Origin of the sequence: Sphingomonas sp. R647 (assembly GCF_020177055.1) — a bacterium.
Lineage (GTDB): Bacteria > Pseudomonadota > Alphaproteobacteria > Sphingomonadales > Sphingomonadaceae > Sphingomonas.
Genome location: NZ_JAIQXT010000002.1, coordinates 284301 through 300498, shown reverse-complemented (window position 1 = coordinate 300498; position 16198 = coordinate 284301). Strand labels below are relative to the sequence as shown.

Genomic DNA, 16198 nt, shown 5'->3' with positions numbered 1-16198 from the left:
TCACGCCGCCGCCGGGCGTTCCAGCCGCCGGTCATTGCGACCGCGCAGGCCGATCAGATCGTCCAGCACCGACAGGCGCGCGTCCCAGCTATAATGGTCGATCACCCGCTGCCGCGCGAGCGCACCGAACTCGGCGCCAGTCTTCGGGTCGGACAGGATGCGCGTCACCGCGTCGGCGATCTCGCCCACCGTCTCGCCAACCTCGATCGTACCGCCATGATCGATGCCGGTCGCCGCCGCCCGTGAAGCCACCACCGGCCGCGCCATCGCCATCGCCTCCAGCACCTTGTTCTGCACCCCGCGCGCCAGCTTGAGCGGCGCGACCACCACCGATGCGGCCTGCAGCCAGGGGCGGACATCGGCCACCTCGCCCGTCACGCTGACTCCCGGATGTTTCGCCAGCGCCCGGACCGCATCGGTCGGCTTACGCCCGACAATCGCAAAGCGCGCATTGGGATGGCGCAGCCGGATATGTGGCAGGATCGTCTCGACGAACCAGGTCACACCCTCGATGTTTGGGCGATAATCCATCTGGCCGGTGAACACGATCAGGTCGCCCATCGTGTCGATGCGCTTGAACTGCGCGCCCGGGTCGAACTTCTCGGTGTCGATCCCGTTGCCGACCGCATGGACCCGCTCTGCACCCATGCGCTCGCGGAACAGCTGCGCTTCCTCTTCGCTGACGAACAGGCTGGCATCGGCGCGCGCGGCAACCGCCTTTTCATGCGCGCCGAGCAGCCGCGCCTCGCGCCGCATCATCCACCCGGTAAAGCCCCGGCTGGTCTCGCCGTAACTCGCGAACTTGGCCGAATCCATATCGACAAAGTCCATCACCACCCGCTGACGCGGGCGCAGCGGCACATATTGCGCCATCTGGCTGGAAAAGACGTAGATCGTGTCGATGGCATGCCGCGCCAGCATCGATTCCACCGCACGATGCACCTCGGCATTGTCGAACGCGGTCAGCGACACCGGGCGATGCGACAGCAACGACTGTACCCCGGCCAGCACCTGCGGCTTGCTGCGCCACACGATCTGACGGTTGCCGGTCAGCTTGGACAGTCCCGACTTGCGCTTCAAATCGGCAGGATCGTCGGCGAACGCCACCAGATGCACGCGCTTGCGCTCGCTCAGATAGCGGATGATGTTGAACGCGCGGATCTTGTCGCCACGGTCGGGCGGAAACGGCACGCGATGCGACAGAAACAGGATGTCGCCCATCAGCCCAGCCCCCGCGAAATCCAGGGGCCGACGCGATTGGCGATGGCGAGTGGCAGTTTGCTCCACACCGCCACCTGCATGCGGTACTTGGGGTTCAGCGGATTGGCGTCGCGGATCGCCGCGCCATCGGCGACGCGATCATAATAGGTCAGCGGCTGGGCCTCGAACCCCCAATTCTTCTTGAACGCCGCAGCGCCCGTGCCGACCTTCGACCGGCCGAAATCAAAGCGGGTGCAGCCCCGGTCGCGCGCATGGTGCATCAGGTCGAAATACATGCGGTCATTGGCGCGCAGCCGACGCGCCTCCGCCGTGCCGCCACCCCAATAGGGAAACACCGTCCGCCGCCAATACAGACTCAACACCGCGGACACCGCCTTACCTTCACGTCGCACAACCAGCACGTCGGCGGCGCTACCAAATTCGTGCAACACTTCCGTGAACAGTGCACGCGGAAACACCGGAGTACCCAGATTGCGCACCGATTCCGCATAAACGGCATAATGCGCCGCGACATCGGCCGGGTCGCGCCCGATGGAGACGTCCAGCTCGGTGTCCAGCGCCTTGCGCACCTCGGCGCGCTGCTTGCGCGGGATGGCGAGCAATTCGGCGGCGTCATCCTCAGCCAGCGGGCGGGCAAAGCCCAGATAATGGCTGTCGTCGACGGTCCATTCCGGTCCCGGCCGCGGCCCGCCGCGCACCTCGACACTCGGACAGCTCAGCCGCTCTGCCAGCGCCCAGCACGCCTCCGCCAGCGCCTCTGCCACCATCGGCTTGTCGGCCAGGATACCACCGCCCACGCCAAACCCTGCCGACGCCAGCACCCGCCCGAACAGCGGCGAATGCAGCTCGGTCAGCGGCATCACGCCGACAATCCCCAGCTCGCCGCGCTCGGCGATCAGATAATGGCTACGCTGCCCACACCCCTTGGCCACCGCCGCGCTCCAAGCGGGCAGGTGAAACGGTGTCGCATCGCGATGCTCATGAACATAGGCGCCGATCCGCGCGCGATCGATCGTATCGCCAAGATCAGCGACGCGCAGCGTCAGCGGGCGCAGCTGGATCGGCGCGTTCACGCCGCCGCCTCCAGCACCGGCGCACGATCGAGCAACGCCGCTTCCGCCGCCGCCACCCGATCGGTGCGGTCCCAGCGATGCGCGGTGAACAGCGTCCGCAGCTTGCCCGCCATCGCCCCCAATCGGCTGTAATGCCGCAGCTTCGACTTGAGCGGCGCATTCGCCACGCGCGGCTGGCCGGGATCGACTTCCCACGGGTGGAAGTAGAACACCGCCGGCTGGCCGCCCGCGTTCATCTCGCGGATCGCGCCCTGCACGACGCTGCCCGGCAGCAGGCGGAAGAACCCGCCACCGGTCGTCACTTCACGCCCCAGGAATCGCGCGGTCGTTACCGGCAGCTCGATCAGGCCGCTCCCCGCCACCGGACGATAGGCGCGGCGCGGCGCATCGGCCCAGCCATAATGATCATGCCCGATCGGCGCGACGCTCGACGAGTAGGCATAGCCTTCCTCCGCCAGCACCTGATGCGCCCAAGGGGTGCGGACATCGATCGAAAAGCTCGGCGCGCGATACCCGCTCACCTTCTGCCCGGTCGCATCCTCCAGCACCGCGCGGGCGCGGCCGATATCGGCGCGAAACTGCTCCGGCCCCATCGTGAACACGCGCTGGTGGTCCCAGCCATGGCTGGCCACCTCATGCCCCGCCTCGGCAATCCGCCGCATCAGCGCGGGATAGCGCTCGGCGACCCAGCCCAGCGTGAAGAACGTCGCCTTGACCCCGCCTTCACCGAACAGCGCCAGCACCTTGTCGGTATTCGCCTCGACGCGATGGTCCAGCGCAGCCCAATCGTCGCGCGCGATCACCGTCTCGAAAGCGCCGACCTGGAACCAGTCCTCGACATCGACCGAAAGGGCGTTGGCGACCATCGTCAGGCAGCGGCTCCCCGCCGCGTTGGCCGGGCATCCTCGACCTCGATGAAATCGACCATCAGCGTCAGCACGCGGCGCAGCGCCGCATCCTGTTCCTCGATCCGCGCCTCCAGCCGCGCGAACCGCGCCGCCAGATCGGCATCCACCACCGGCGCGGGCGCAGGGGGCACAGCTCCCGCAGCAGGCGCAGCCGGAGCCGAAACCTCGCGCCGCAACGCCTCACGCGCCGAATGCGCAGCCTCGGCCGGAGCCGGAATCGGTGCCGGACGCGCCGGAGCCGAAGGCGGCATCGCCCCGGACAGATCGCCCTCGAGGTCGGCAATCACCGCCTCGACGTCAGCGCCGGTAAAGCTGGTAATCTCTTCGATCGCGCCGAGCAGCAGCACCCGGCCGGCGAGCAGATTGACCTTGCGCGGGATGCCACCCGACCAGCGATACATCGCCGCGACCGCATCATTGGTGAAGCGCGGCTTGCCCCGCCACCCGACGCACGACAGCCGGTGGATCAGATACGGCTCCAGCTCGTCCGCGCCCATGCCGTCGAGCTGGTGCATCGCGATCACGCGCTGGCGCAGCTGGTCCAGCCGCGGATCGGACAGGCGCGCGCGAAACTCGGGCTGGCCGAGCAGGAAAATCTGCAACAGCGGATAACCACCCGCCTGGAAATTGGAGAGCATGCGCAGCTCTTCGAGGCTCTCGATCGGCAGCGCCTGTGCCTCGTCGGCGATCAGCAACGTCCGCCGCCCCTGCCGCGCCACCGCATGCAGTTGCTTCTCGATGCCGGCGAGCATCTGCGCCTTGGTCAAATGCGTCGCGTCGATGTTCAGCCCCGCCGCAACCATCTGCAACAGGTCTTCGGCCTCGATCTGGGTCGTGACGATCTTGATGACGTGCAGCCGCTCGGGGTCAATCGTCTCCATCAGGTGACCGACCAGCGTCGTCTTGCCTGCACCGGGCGCGCCGGTGATGACGATGAATCCCTCACCCTGGCTCAACCCATAGCCAAGATAGGCCATCGCCTTTTTGTGCGTGGCGGTATCGTACCAGAACGCCGGGTCCGGCGTCAGCTGGAACGGTCGCCCGCTCAGTCCATAATGGTCGTCGTACATCATGCCATCCCTGGACCAAAAACCTTCAGAAACCGTAGCGAAGGCCAAGTTGTGCCTGCGCCTGCGTGTTGCTGCCTTCCCCATCGACCTCGAAGCTCGAGATACCGAGCGACGCGACCGCGCTCAACGGACCGAAATTGTGGTAATAGGAACCGGCAGCGCCGCCGCCCATTACGCCCGGCGCACCGGCAATCCCGCTCTGATAATAGTTCAGGAATACGTTGCCATTGACCCCCGACCGCGCGCTCAGCTCCCGTGCGGCGAACAGCTGCGCATAATAGGTGTCGTCGCTGCTGCCGGCCAGCACCGAGCTGCCCGCCGGGACCAGATAGCGCCGGTTGGCATAGCCCGCGCCCAGCCCCAGCGTCGTGCGGCCCGCATTCATCGCCAGCACACCCGAGACACCGCGCGCGCGGTAATTGGCGCTGGCGACCGATCCCAGCGCGTTGGTCAGGCACCCGCCCGCCGCCGTGCCGCTGTCGCCGAAGATGCAGCCGTCGAACGCATCGCCGAACGAATCGGTCGGAACGTTGAAGCTGGTCGGCAGCGCGGCAAGGTCGCTCGCCAGCTGACGGCCAAAGCTCTGCACCGAATCATACACGCCGATCTGCAGCCCCGACCGGCTCGACATCTGCCACTGCAGCGACCCGGTATAGCTCATCGAATCGTACCGGCGCCCCGCCCGCGCCTCCAGCATCAGCCGCGCGCTCGGCTTGTAGATCACGCCCGCGTCCCAGAAGATGCCCTCGATCTCATAGGCAAGGCGCGGTGGCGATGCCGGATCGGTGACAAACCGCCCCGCCCCATCGCGCACGATCGCGCCAGTCCCGTCGCGCAGCGCGTCCTTCTGCGTAATCTCGATCTTCTCGTAGCCGACGCCACCCACGACCGCGAGCCCGCGACCGATCGGCAGCACCGCATCGACGCGGCCATATTTGCCGTCGAACTTCTGGTCGAGCTGGCTCATCTCCTCGCGCTGCCACGCCCCAGCGACGCTCAGCCCTACCGGCAGGATCGTTCCCGCCTTCACCCCCGCGCGGACCTGCGCGAGGTGGTTGGTCGAGCTGTCGAACACATCGACCGCCGGCGCGGCCGGGTCGATCGACGAAATCGTCGGCGCCTCGACCTTAGTATAGCCAAAGCGATAGGCGGCGCTCAGGCTCGCCGGACCATTACCGGTGTGGAAGGTCGGCCCGCCATAAACCGAATAGACCTGCGCCACGTTGCGGACATTGCCCGCCAGATTGCTCGGCGCATCGCCACGAATGTCGCTGCGCGCCCGCGTCGCCAGCGCCCCGCCCTCGACCGTCAGGCCCGGCGCAACCTTCACCGCCGCGCGCGCAAGGCCGCTATGCGTGTCCTGATCGGCGACGTCATTCTGCCAGTCGAAGCGCCGCTCATATTTGTACGAAAGCTGCACCTCGACCCGGCGCGTCTGGATCGACGCATCGACCCCCGCGCCGATGGTCGAGTAGGTCAACACCTCGCCCCCGCCCGAAAGGTCGGCGACCAGCACCTGCCCCGCATCGACATAGGGGGTGATCGACTTGCTCTTGTCCTTCGCCAGCGCGGGCGCGGAGATCAGGGCAGTGGCGGCAAGTGCCGCGGCGAACAGCCTCATTGGTCGGGCTCCCCGTAATAGGCGCCATAGCTGCCAAAACGGCGCCCGCCCGGCTGGATGGAAACGCTGTTGAGCAACAACTGGATATGGTCGCACCCGTCGAGCAACCCGACCGCGTCGCGCAGCTCGTTCTCACGCGTGCGGTCGGCGCGAACCACCAGCATCACCTGCCCGACATGGCTGGCGAGCGCGCTGGCGGGCGATGCGGCGAGGATCGGGGGCGAATCGAAGATCACGATGCGACGCGGATTGGCAGCCGCCAGCCCGTCGAGGATCGCATGTGCCCCCGCACTGGCGAGCAGCTCGGTATCGGCAACACTGCGCGTTCCGGCGGGCAGCACCGACAGCTGCGGCACATCGGTGTCGATCACACAGTCCTCGGCGCTCGCCACCGCGCCCGCCAGTACATCGAGCAGACCGGGGCCGTCCGGCGCGCCGAGCCGCGCCAGCACATCGGGCTTGGCGAAATCGGCATCGACCAGCAGGATCTCGACATCCTTCTCCGCCGCCATCGACAGCGCCAGGTTGATCGCGCAGAAGGTCTTGCCGTCATTCGGCTTGGCCGAGCAGACCAGGATCATCCGCGAACGGTCGTCAGCGCCCTCGCCACCGCCTGCGCGAATCTGACGCGCAGTGGTCAGCAACTGGCGCTTCACCAGCCGGAATTCCTCGGCCAGCGCAGTCACGGTCGCGCCGGGGACCAGCATGCCATGCTCGGCGAGCTTCTTGCGGTCGATCGCAATACGGCGACGCGCACTCGCCGGCTGTTCGGGCGGGGCAACGGGTGCGGCCTCCGGACGCACCAGCGGCGCGCGCGGCGCCTCAACCGCACCGAATACCGGAAGATCGTGACGCGGCTTGGGCGCAGGAGCCACAGGCGAAGGAGCAGCCGCCTGCTGCGCCGGAGCATGTTGCTGCGCAGCTTGGCGCTGCACGAACGCCTGATGCGCCGCCGCCCGCTCCACCAGCGATCCGCCAAGGCGTCTGGGAGTCTGGTCGTTCATGGCCCTACCCTCACGCGCTCATGCCGCGCTGGAGCATTTCGAGCCCCAACAGCGCCACCCATGCGACGACCAGCCCTGCGGTCGCCGCTGCAAACATCTGAAACCGCTTCCGACGCAGCGCGGTCTGCGCGCCCGTCACGACTTCGCCGATCGATCCGATCACCGGCATCCCGCTCATCTTTTCGAGCCGCGCGGTGGTCGGGAACGTCCCCGCCAGCTGGCTGAGGCCAAACGCCACCGCCAGCCCGCCACCCAGCCCGACAATCAGCACGCCGGTCAGCAACAGCGGCCGGTTGGGCGCAGTCGGCGAACGCGGCGCGGTCGGCGGGTCGATCACGTTGAACTTCACCGCATCGGCCTGGCCCGCAGCCTGACTGCGCAGCTTCACCTGCTCGCGATCGGCGAGCAGCTTGTCGTACGCCGACTTCATCACCTGATAATTGCGGTCGATCTCGGCCTGTTCCTGCGCCGCCGCGGGATCGCCCGCGATCTTCTGATCGATCGCGCCCATATCGGCCTCGATCTGCGCCTTGCGGTTGGTCAGCGCAGCAACTTGCGCCGCCTTGTCGGCCTGCATCGCGCGCAGGCTCAGATACAGCGGGTTGGCGCTCGCGCCACCGCCGCCGCCCGAATAGACCGGCTCGCGCTTTGCCGCGCCCTGCGCCGCCGAAAGCTGGCTCTTGAGCGCGATCACATCGGGGTGACTATCCGTCCACCCGCGCGCCCGCGCTTCCGTCAGCTGTCCCTGAATCGCCGAAAGCCGCGCCCGTGCCGGCCCGGCAACCCCGCCACCGCCGCCCGGACCCGCGACCGTTGCCGAGGTCCCCGCCATCTGGCCATTCACCGCAGCAAGTCCGCTCTGCGCCGCCGCCAGCTCCTGATTGACCTGCGCCAGCTGCGCGCGCGCCGCCGACAACCGCTCCGACAGCGTCCCGGTACCGGGCAGCGAGCCGAGATACCGGTCCTGGAAATCGGCCTTTTTGGCTTCCGCCTCCTGCAGCGCCTTTTGCCGCTGGGCGAGCTGCTGGTCGAGGAACTGGAGCGACTGGCTCGCCTCGTCGCGGATCGTGCCGAGATTGTCCTCGACGAAAATGTCGATCAGCTTCTGGACGATCGTGCGCGACAATTTGCCATTGTCCGCGGTCGCGGTGATCTCGAACAGATTGTCCTGCTGCGCGGTGATCTTGATCTTCTTCTGCAGCCCCGCGACCCGGTCCGCGACATCGCGGTCGGTGGCGACGGTGTTGGCCAGGTCCGTGCCGCGCACCACCTTTTCCAGATTGGTCGCGCTCGCCAGCGTCGTGCGGACGCGGTCGATGTCCTTTTGCTGCTCCTGCTGGGTCGCAATCCCCTCGCCGGGCAGGATCTGGCGCAGCTGCACGAAGATGCGCGCGCGGCTCTCATATTGATTGGGAATCTGCGACACGACGAGCCAGCCCGCCAGGCAGATCGCCCAGGCGACGGCCACGGCGATCCACCGGCGTTGCCACACGCCGTGAAGTGCCGTCCTGATCTCGTCCCACAATCCCCCCACCGGGCGGTCTCCGTCTGGTTAGAACATGCTTTCGGGAATGATGATCACGTCGCCCGGCTCCAGCCGGACGTTCGCGCTCGTGTCCCCGTTTTTGAGAAGGTCCGACAGGCGCACCTTGTATTCGCGCTGCTTGCCCGTCGCCTTGTCGTAGCGCACCAGCCGCGCGCGGTTGCCCGCCGCAAACTCGCTCAAGCCCCCGACCGCGATCATCGCGTCGAGCAGCGTCATGTTGGCGCGATAGGGCAAAGACGCCGGCTTTTCGGTCGCACCGACGATGCGGATCTGCTGGCTGAACGTGCCCGAGAAGCTCTTGACCACGACCGACACGATCGGGTCCTTGATATACTCACCCAGCGCATATTTCAGGTCGTCGGCCAGCATCGCAGGCGTCTTGCCCACCGCCGGCATGTCGCTCACCAGCGGCGTGGTGATGCGGCCATCGGGGCGCACCTGCACCTCCGCCGACAATTCCTGGTTGCGCCAGACAAAGATCTGCAGCGTGTCGAGCGGGCCGATGACATATTCCTCGCCCGGCCCCTCACGGCTCGCGACAAAGTTGGTCGATGGCAGCTCCGGTCGACTTCCGCCGCCCATACAGCCCGAAAGCGCCCCCGCCATCATCAGCGGAAGCGCCACCCTCTTGCCGACCTGTCCCAAACGCATCACTCTCAAACCTCCTGACGTTCGCGCAGTCCCGGCGTCCCGGGACGACATGCACGAACAACCGCTTTGCTATGGCGGCGGGAGGTAAAGATATTGTTAGGAACGACGCCGCTGGCGGCGTGGCGTCAGGGTTTGGAGCGCCTCCGGCGCCGCGGCACCAGCCCGCTCCCCCACCCGGCCACCTAAACAGCGTATCCTAGATGGGTGGCCGAGTGGGGGGAGCGGGCTGGTGCCGCTTCGGCGAAGCTGAAAACGACTCAGGCGACGATTTCCGACGCGGGTCTGTGACCCAGAAAACCAGCCGGACTCGCACTAGCGCCATAGGCTCCGGCGAGAAAAACCGCGACAACATCGCCGACCTGCGCTTCGGGCAGAGCCACCTTGTCGCCCAGCCGGTCGAGCGGGGTACACAGCGGCCCGACCACCGAAACGGTCTCCTCGGGTGCCGCTCCCATCTGCCCTGCAATCGCGATCGGATAGTTGCGCCGCACCACGGTCCCGAAATTTCCCGACGCGGCAAGCTGATGGTTCAGCCCGCCATCACAGATCAGGAAGGTCTCGTCCCCGCTGACCTTCCGGTCGACGATCCGCGTCAGATACACGCCGCATTCCGCCGCGATCCACCGCCCCAGCTCGATCGCATAGGCCTGATCCGAATCGAGCACGTCGCCCAGCCGCGCGCCGACCATCCCGATGTCCACCGGCGTATCGCCCGAGAAATAGGGCACGCCAAGGCCACCGCCGATATTGACCAGCGGCGCCCGCGCGCCGACCGCATCAGCCAGTTCGCGCGCCAGCCCGACGGTCGCCGCCTGCGTCTCGCAGATCGCTTCGCTGTCGAGCGCCTGCGACCCGGCAAAGATATGAAACCCGCGCCAGTCCGCGCCAGCGGCAATCAGCCGTTTGACCAGTTCGGGCACGCGCGCCGCATCGATCCCGAACGGCGAAGGCCGCCCGCCCATCTTCATGCCCGAGCCCTTGAGCTCGAACGACGGATTAACCCGCACCGCCAGCTTCGGCGTCACGCCCAGCCGCTCGCCAATCCCCAGCGCGCGATCCGCCTCGCCCTCGGATTCCAGGTTCAGCGTCGCCCCGGCTACGATCGCTGCCTCCAGCTCGACGTCACGCTTCCCCGGTCCGGCAAAGCTGATGTGCCCCGCATCCTTGACTGCCAGCGCCGTCGCCAGCTCCCCCCCGGACGCCACGTCTAGGCCACCGACCAGCGGAGAAACGATTTCCAGAAACGCCGGCAACGGGTTGGCCTTGATCGCAAAATGGATCTCGACCGCATCCGGCAACGCCGCCCGCAGCTGCCCCAACCGCTCGCGGACGATCGCCGTGTCATAGACGAACAGCGGCGTCCCCGCCTGCGCCACCCACTCGCGCGCGGCGCGTCCGGCGATGTGCAACTCCCCGCTCTGCCCCGCAAAATAGGGGGGGATCGGCCCCATCGGCTTCATGCCGTCATCTCCGCCTTCAGGCCCGACCGGTCGAGCTTCCCGTTCGCATTGCGCGGCAAATCGTCGCGCCAGACATAGCGCGTGGGCTGCATGAACGCAGGCAACTCGCGCCGCAACCGCTCGCGCAGCGCCGCTTCGGCTGTCTCCGCTTCGGCCCGCGCTACCGCGATCACCACCACCGCCTGCCCCAACCGCGGATCAGGGACGCCCAGCGCCACCGCCTCACGCGCCTCGCCGCCGGACAGCACCGCTTCCTCGACCTCGGTCGGACTGATCCGGTTGCCCGAGGATTTGATCATCTCGTCATCGCGCCCGACAAAGCGCAACAGCCCGTCCGCGCCCTCGACCACCGTATCCCCCGAAAACACCGCCATTCCGCCATAAGACGATTTCGCCGGCGCAGGCTTGAAGCGCAGCGCTGTCCGCTCCGCATCCTGCCAATATCCTTGCGCGACCAGCGGCCCGGCATGCACCAACTCCCCCGCCTCGCCCGGATCGGCGCGCGTGCCATCGGACCGCACCACCATGATCTCGGCGAAGGGGATCGCCCGCCCCATCGATTCCGGATGCGCATCGACCAGCGCCGGATCGAGGTAAGTCGACCGAAACGCCTCGGTCAGCCCATACATGGGATACAGGTCAGCCCCCGGAAACCGCGCCCGCAACCCGCGCACCATGCCCACCGTCAGCGCCCCGCCGGAATTGGTCAGCCTCTTCAGCTTCCCCGCGACCTCGACCGGCCACTCCGCCTCCAGCAGCTGCGTCCACAGCGGCGGCACCCCGGCAATCGTGGTGGCGTCATGCCGGTCCACCGCCTTGATCACATCGCGCGCGGTCAGATAATCCAGCGGGATCACCCGCCCGCCTGCGGCCCAGGTCGACAGCAGCTGATTCTGCCCATAGTCGAAGCTCAACGGCAGCACGCCGAGCACGCGGTCGTCCGGCGTCACCTTCAGATAATGCGCCACGCTGATCGCGCCGAGCCACAAATTGGCATGGCTCAGCATCACCCCCTTGGGCCGCCCCGTCGAACCCGAGGTATACAGGATCGCCGCCAGCGCCCCGGGATCGCGCTCCGAAAACGCCAGCCCCTCGCCCACCAGCGGCGCATCCGCATCGAACACGACGCGGCAGCCTGCGGGCACATCGCCATCCTCCAGCGTCCCTGCCCGCGCGCCCTGCGTCAGCAACAGCCGCGCGCCGCTATCCGCTAGAATATGCGCCACCTGCGCGCGCTTGAGCACCGGGTTGACCGGCACATGCACCAGCCCCGCCCGCGCCGCCGCAAGCGGCATCACGCACGCATGCCGCGTCTTGGCCAGCCAGGTCGCAACCCGATCGCCGGGCTCCAGCCCCTGCCCACGCAACCACTGCGCCAGCGCCGCGACCGCGCTCTCAAGCTCGGCATATGTCAGCGTCCCCGCACGATCCTCCAGCGCGACTGCATCGGGCGCACCGCGCGTCGTCAGCGCATCAATCGGGTAAGGGGTCGGGTCGAGTTCCACCATCGCGCCTGCATATCCCGCATCGGTTAACGATCCAGTGTCTATTATCGCTTAGCAGGTGCAGCACTTGGCATCGCGGCGTCCAGCGCGTAACGGGCGCAAAACAACCGGGGATTTGGGGCCGTGCAGCCTGACGGATACAGTGAAGTCGAAGAAACCGTGCGCGGCGTGCTGCGCGACGTGCTGGGGATCGACGCCGCCCGCGCCGCGACCTTCGACGAAGCGACGCCTTTGTTCGGCGCGCTCCCCGAACTCGATTCGATGGCGGTCGCCGGCGTGCTGACCGAGATCGAGGACCGCCTCGGCATCATCATCGACGATGATGAGGTGGATGGCGACATGCTCGAAACGTTCGGCGCGCTGGTCCGCTTCGCCGCGTCCAAGGCGCTGACCTGATCCGCGCCGACGCCTATGACTGGCCGGGCGGCCGCGAAGCGATGCTCCGCTTCGGCCCCGGCACCGGCCCGGTCGTGGTCGTAGCGCTCCCCCTGTTCGAAGAAGCCAACCGCACCCGCGCCTTCGCGGTCACGATCCTGCGCGCGCTCGCCGATCGCGGGATCGCCGGAATACTCCCCGACCTGCCCGGCCAGGGCGAAAGCCTGCTGCCCACCCACGAAGCCACGCTGGCCGGCCTCAGCGAAGCCTTCGCCGCCGCCGTCTCCAGCCTCGGTCGCTCCGCATACAGCCTCGCCATCCGCAGCGGCACCCTGCTCGACGGCTCAGCGCTCGTCGTCGCACGCTACCACCTCTCGCCCGCCACAGGAGCGGACCTGCGCCGCGAACTCATTCGCGCCCGCCAGGCATCCGCGCGCGAATCCGGCGAGCCATTCGACCCGGCGAGCATCGACACCGCGACCGATCCGGTCGAACTCGCCGGCAACCGCATCGCGCCGCAATTGCTCACCGAACTCGCCACCGCCACCCCGGCGACCACCGCCGTCCGCACCGTCCGCCTCGAAACCGAAGCACGCCCCGCCGACGCCAAGATCGCCGGCAGCCCGCTTTGGCGCCGCGCGGAGCCAGATAACGACGCCGATTTCGCCGCGCGCATCGCCGCAGACATCGCTGATTGGGTCGCGACATGCGAAGGCTGACACACTTCCGCTGCGCCGACGAAACCCTCGCCGCCACGCTCGACGAAGCGCCCGGCACCACCGGCCTGCTGATCGTCTCCGGCGGCAATGAAATCCGCATCGGCGCGCATCGCGGCATGGCCGAACTCGCCGCGACCGTCGCAGCCTCGGGCCATCCGGTATTCCGCTACGACCGCCGTGGCATCGGCGATTCAACAGGCGAAAACAACGGCTTCGAATCGACAGCGCAGGATATCTCTGAAGCCGCAGCAGCGTTCCGCCGCGCGGCTCCCCACCTCACGCGCATCGTCGCGTTCGGCAATTGCGACGCCGCCAGCGCGCTCATCCTGTTCCACGCCCAGGCACCAATCGACGCGCTGATCCTCACCAACCCCTGGACGATCGAGCCAAGCGCCGACGGCAACGACCTCCCCCCCGCCGCCGCGATCCGATCGCGCTATGTCGAGAAGCTCAAGAACCCCCGCGAACTGCTCCGCCTTGTCACTGGCGGGGTCAATATTCGCAAACTTGTCAGCGGCTTGGCCAAAGCATCAGGCAAACAATCTCACCCAGCGAGCGGCCTCCCCGCCCGCCTCGCCACGGCGCTGGCAGCCACCAAAGCCCCCACCAAGATCCTCCTCGCCGAACGCGACAACACCGCCCTCGCCTTCGCCGACCATTGGAAAAGCGAGACCTTCGCCCCCGCTCGCACCCGCCACACCCTCATCACCTGCCCCACCGACAGCCACAGCTTCGCCCGGCCAACGGACAAGGCATGGCTGACCGACCAGGTGGGCGCCGCCCTCGCGCCCGAATAAATTAGGGCGGCCCCCGCAAGGGTGCTAAGATCCTCCCGGGCAGCTTTGCCCCACCTTCAATCGTCTGGACGTCGCTACCCGGGGATGGATCGCTCACCGCGAACCTCCGGCCTTTTTGGGCCATGCCAATGAGTTCCGCGCCGTCATCGCTCCCCAACAGTCTGGGGATCGCGCTCGTCATCTCGTCTGCAACGCCGTTGCTGTTGCTGGACAAGGATCTGTGCGTGGAAGCCGCCAGCCGATCCTTCTGCACCGCGTTCGAACTCGACCCGGCAAAGGTGGTCGGCGTCGAATTATGCGCACTCGGCAACGGCGAGTGGTCAGCGCCCCAGCTACGCTCGCTGTTGCGCGCAACCATGGCCGGCAACGCCGCGATCGAAGCCTATGAAATGGACCTGGTCCGCGCTGGCCGCCCCACCTTGTGCCTGATCCTCAACGCCCACCTGCTCGACCATGACGGCGCCGACCAGCGACGCATGGCGCTGGCGGTGCTCGACGTCACAGACGTCCGAAAGGCCCGAAAGGCATGGGCCGCCGCCGAACGCGAAAAGGACGTGCTGCTGCGCGAGTTGCAGCATCGTGTCGCCAACAGCCTTCAGATCATCGCGAGCGTGCTGATGCAAAGCGCCCGCCGCGTCCAGTCGGATGAGGCGCGCCTCCACCTGCACGACGCCCACCACCGCGTGATGTCGATTGCCACGCTGCAGCGCCAGCTGTCGGCGGGCACGCCGGGTGACGTCAAGCTGGGCTCCTATCTCAATGACCTGTGCGAAAGCATCGGCGCATCGATGATCTTCGACCATAACCTGACGCGGATCGACGTCATCGTCGATGACAGCAGCACCAGCGCCGACGTCTCGGTCAGCCTCGGCCTGATCGTCACCGAACTGGTCATCAACGCGCTCAAACACGCCTTCCCCGATCCCGCCAAAGCCGGTTGCATCACCGTCGAATATTGGAGCCGCCCGACGGGGTGGAAACTCACCGTCTCCGACAACGGCATCGGAATGCCGCCCGACGACGAGGCGAAGAAACCGGGCCTCGGCACCGGCATCGTCGACGCCCTGTCCAACCAGCTCGACGCGACCGTCATCGTCACCGACACCGCGCCGGGCACGCGGGTGGCGATCACGCATCTGCAAAAGGTCTAGCCGCCTACCGCGCGCCCGCCTCCGCCGCCGGAATCACTCCCTCCGCCAGCAAGCGGTGCAGCGCATCGATATGCCCGCCCTCGCGCGCCGCATCGGACTGCGACGTCATGACGACCGTCAGCTTCAGGCTCGGCACGATATACAGCATCTGCCCGCCATAGCCCCAGCCATAGCGAACCGCGTGCCCGCCCATCTCGCCGACAAACCAGCCATAGCCATATTGCCCCCCACTCCACGGCGACACGGCGCGCGGGGTCCAGCTTGCCGCGATCCATTCGGCGGGCAGGATGCGCTTGCCGTCGATCACCCCATCAAGGCGGTAGAGCTCACCGAACCGTGCGAGGTCCCGCGGGCTCATCAGCATGTCGTTGCCGCCGAAATACACGCCCTGCGGATCACGCGGCCATGGCGGGATGGTGATGCCCAGCGGCTCGCCCAGCCATTCGCGCGCCAGCTCCAGCGTGCTGCGTCCACTCGCCCGCGTCAGCATCGCCGAGACAAGGTGACTGCTCCCGGTCGAATACAGCATCCCCCCGCCCGGCTCATCGACGAACGGCCGTGACAGCGCAAAGCGGACCCAATTGGGGCTGGTGACCCAGCGCCCGTAATTCGGGCCGGATGTCCGCTCCAACCCCGCCTGCATCGACAGCAAATTGCCGAGCGTCAGCCGTGCTAGCCGCGGATCGGGGTTGGCGGGCGCGTCGGCTTTCAACACCGACACCACCGGCTGATCCGCGCCCGTCAGCACCCCGCGCGCAATCGCAATTCCCGCCAGCGCCGACAGCACCGATTTCGACGCCGATTTGATATTGACCGCCCGGTCCAGCGGCGGACCGCCATTGAAGCGATGCTCCGCCAGCGTCTGCCCATCCCGCAACACCAGCAACGACCGCAAACGCGGCAACCGCTCCGCCGCCGCAACCGTCTGCGCCATCCGTACCGGATCGAGCCCGGTCGTCGCTGGCTGAGCCTGTTGACGGGCATCCCCGGTCGGAGGTTCTACCGGGGCAGGCGCGGCATTGCAGCCGATCAACAGGATCGGGAGCAGAGCCTGCGCGGCAAGCGAAAATCGGGTGCGTGAAGGCATGGCGGTCCAA

15 protein-coding genes are annotated in these 16198 nt (G+C 67.4%); 4 read left to right on the top strand and 11 right to left on the bottom strand.

What is annotated here, in order from left to right:
- From K9B35_RS05335 to K9B35_RS05290, 10 genes are all read right to left on the bottom strand, one after another.
- Nucleotides 1–1221, bottom strand: coding sequence for a TIGR03087 family PEP-CTERM/XrtA system glycosyltransferase (locus K9B35_RS05335; RefSeq protein ID WP_224920775.1), 1221 nt, complete (start codon nt 1219–1221; stop codon nt 1–3).
- Nucleotides 1221–2294, bottom strand: coding sequence for a FemAB family XrtA/PEP-CTERM system-associated protein (locus tag K9B35_RS05330; protein ID WP_224920774.1), 1074 nt, complete (start codon nt 2292–2294; stop codon nt 1221–1223). Before K9B35_RS05330 ends, K9B35_RS05335 begins: the two co-directional genes overlap by 1 nt.
- Nucleotides 2291–3160 carry an XrtA system polysaccharide deacetylase gene (locus tag K9B35_RS05325; protein ID WP_224920773.1) on the bottom strand — a complete coding sequence of 290 codons (870 nt, stop codon included), beginning with the start codon at nt 3158–3160 and terminating at the stop codon, nt 2291–2293. The genes K9B35_RS05330 and K9B35_RS05325 overlap by 4 nt, the downstream gene beginning before the upstream one ends.
- Before the next feature lie 2 nt (nt 3161–3162).
- Complete coding sequence (locus tag K9B35_RS05320) at nt 3163–4272, bottom strand: AAA family ATPase (protein ID WP_224920772.1); 1110 nt, start codon at nt 4270–4272, stop codon at nt 3163–3165.
- 25 nt (nt 4273–4297) lie between these two features.
- Nucleotides 4298–5893, bottom strand: a complete 1596-nt coding sequence (locus tag K9B35_RS05315; protein WP_224920771.1) for a hypothetical protein — start codon at nt 5891–5893, stop codon at nt 4298–4300.
- Nucleotides 5890–6897, bottom strand: a complete 1008-nt coding sequence (locus K9B35_RS05310; RefSeq protein WP_224920770.1) for an AAA family ATPase — start codon at nt 6895–6897, stop codon at nt 5890–5892. Before K9B35_RS05310 ends, K9B35_RS05315 begins: the two co-directional genes overlap by 4 nt.
- A gap of 10 nt (nt 6898–6907) precedes the next feature.
- Nucleotides 6908–8431, bottom strand: coding sequence for an XrtA system polysaccharide chain length determinant (locus K9B35_RS05305; protein WP_224920769.1), 1524 nt, complete (start codon nt 8429–8431; stop codon nt 6908–6910).
- 18 nt (nt 8432–8449) lie between these two features.
- A complete protein-coding gene (locus K9B35_RS05300; protein ID WP_224920768.1) occupies nt 8450–9094 on the bottom strand; it encodes an XrtA/PEP-CTERM system exopolysaccharide export protein in 645 nt (214 codons plus the stop codon).
- A gap of 257 nt (nt 9095–9351) precedes the next feature.
- Nucleotides 9352–10554 carry a pyridoxal-dependent decarboxylase, exosortase A system-associated gene (locus tag K9B35_RS05295; RefSeq protein WP_224920767.1) on the bottom strand — a complete coding sequence of 401 codons (1203 nt, stop codon included), beginning with the start codon at nt 10552–10554 and terminating at the stop codon, nt 9352–9354.
- Nucleotides 10551–12062, bottom strand: a complete 1512-nt coding sequence (locus K9B35_RS05290; protein WP_224920766.1) for an acyl-CoA ligase (AMP-forming), exosortase A system-associated — start codon at nt 12060–12062, stop codon at nt 10551–10553. The genes K9B35_RS05295 and K9B35_RS05290 overlap by 4 nt, the downstream gene beginning before the upstream one ends.
- Before the next feature lie 120 nt (nt 12063–12182).
- On the opposite strand from K9B35_RS05290, the gene K9B35_RS05285 reads away from it, so the two are divergent.
- The 4 genes from K9B35_RS05285 to K9B35_RS05270 all read left to right on the top strand — a co-directional run bounded on the left by K9B35_RS05285 (nt 12183) and on the right by K9B35_RS05270 (nt 15101).
- Nucleotides 12183–12455, top strand: a complete 273-nt coding sequence (locus K9B35_RS05285) for an acyl carrier protein (RefSeq protein WP_224920765.1) — start codon at nt 12183–12185, stop codon at nt 12453–12455.
- A gap of 41 nt (nt 12456–12496) precedes the next feature.
- Nucleotides 12497–13153, top strand: a complete 657-nt coding sequence (locus K9B35_RS05280) for a hypothetical protein (RefSeq protein WP_224920764.1) — start codon at nt 12497–12499, stop codon at nt 13151–13153.
- Complete coding sequence (locus tag K9B35_RS05275; RefSeq protein ID WP_224920763.1) at nt 13141–13950, top strand: hydrolase 1, exosortase A system-associated; 810 nt, start codon at nt 13141–13143, stop codon at nt 13948–13950. Before K9B35_RS05280 ends, K9B35_RS05275 begins: the two co-directional genes overlap by 13 nt.
- Before the next feature lie 128 nt (nt 13951–14078).
- Nucleotides 14079–15101 (top strand): sensor histidine kinase, encoded by a 1023-nt coding sequence (locus tag K9B35_RS05270; protein WP_224920762.1) that lies wholly within the window; start codon nt 14079–14081, stop codon nt 15099–15101.
- Between the two features lie 4 nt (nt 15102–15105).
- Here K9B35_RS05270 and K9B35_RS05265 read toward each other — a convergent pair whose 3' ends face one another.
- The gene (locus tag K9B35_RS05265; RefSeq protein ID WP_224920761.1) at nt 15106–16188 is read right to left on the bottom strand and encodes a serine hydrolase domain-containing protein; all 1083 of its coding nucleotides are present in this window, start codon (nt 16186–16188) and stop codon (nt 15106–15108) included.
- Between the last annotated feature and the right edge of the window lie 10 nt (nt 16189–16198).

What these genes read in the sequence shown, in the direction of transcription:
- K9B35_RS05265 (WP_224920761.1), bottom strand. Translation starts at nt 16,188, where the DNA reads ATGCCTTCACGCACCCGATTTTCGCTTGCCGCGCAGGCTCTGCTCCCG.
- K9B35_RS05320 (WP_224920772.1), bottom strand. Translation starts at nt 4,272, where the DNA reads ATGTACGACGACCATTATGGACTGAGCGGGCGACCGTTCCAGCTGACG.
- K9B35_RS05275 (WP_224920763.1), top strand. Translation starts at nt 13,141, where the DNA reads ATGCGAAGGCTGACACACTTCCGCTGCGCCGACGAAACCCTCGCCGCC.
- K9B35_RS05280 (WP_224920764.1), top strand. Translation starts at nt 12,497, where the DNA reads ATGCTCCGCTTCGGCCCCGGCACCGGCCCGGTCGTGGTCGTAGCGCTC.
- K9B35_RS05295 (WP_224920767.1), bottom strand. Translation starts at nt 10,554, where the DNA reads ATGAAGCCGATGGGGCCGATCCCCCCCTATTTTGCGGGGCAGAGCGGG.
- K9B35_RS05310 (WP_224920770.1), bottom strand. Translation starts at nt 6,897, where the DNA reads ATGAACGACCAGACTCCCAGACGCCTTGGCGGATCGCTGGTGGAGCGG.
- K9B35_RS05335 (WP_224920775.1), bottom strand. Translation starts at nt 1,221, where the DNA reads ATGGGCGACATCCTGTTTCTGTCGCATCGCGTGCCGTTTCCGCCCGAC.
- K9B35_RS05270 (WP_224920762.1), top strand. Translation starts at nt 14,079, where the DNA reads ATGAGTTCCGCGCCGTCATCGCTCCCCAACAGTCTGGGGATCGCGCTC.
- K9B35_RS05325 (WP_224920773.1), bottom strand. Translation starts at nt 3,160, where the DNA reads ATGGTCGCCAACGCCCTTTCGGTCGATGTCGAGGACTGGTTCCAGGTC.
- K9B35_RS05315 (WP_224920771.1), bottom strand. Translation starts at nt 5,893, where the DNA reads ATGAGGCTGTTCGCCGCGGCACTTGCCGCCACTGCCCTGATCTCCGCG.
- K9B35_RS05290 (WP_224920766.1), bottom strand. Translation starts at nt 12,062, where the DNA reads ATGGTGGAACTCGACCCGACCCCTTACCCGATTGATGCGCTGACGACG.
- K9B35_RS05300 (WP_224920768.1), bottom strand. Translation starts at nt 9,094, where the DNA reads ATGCGTTTGGGACAGGTCGGCAAGAGGGTGGCGCTTCCGCTGATGATG.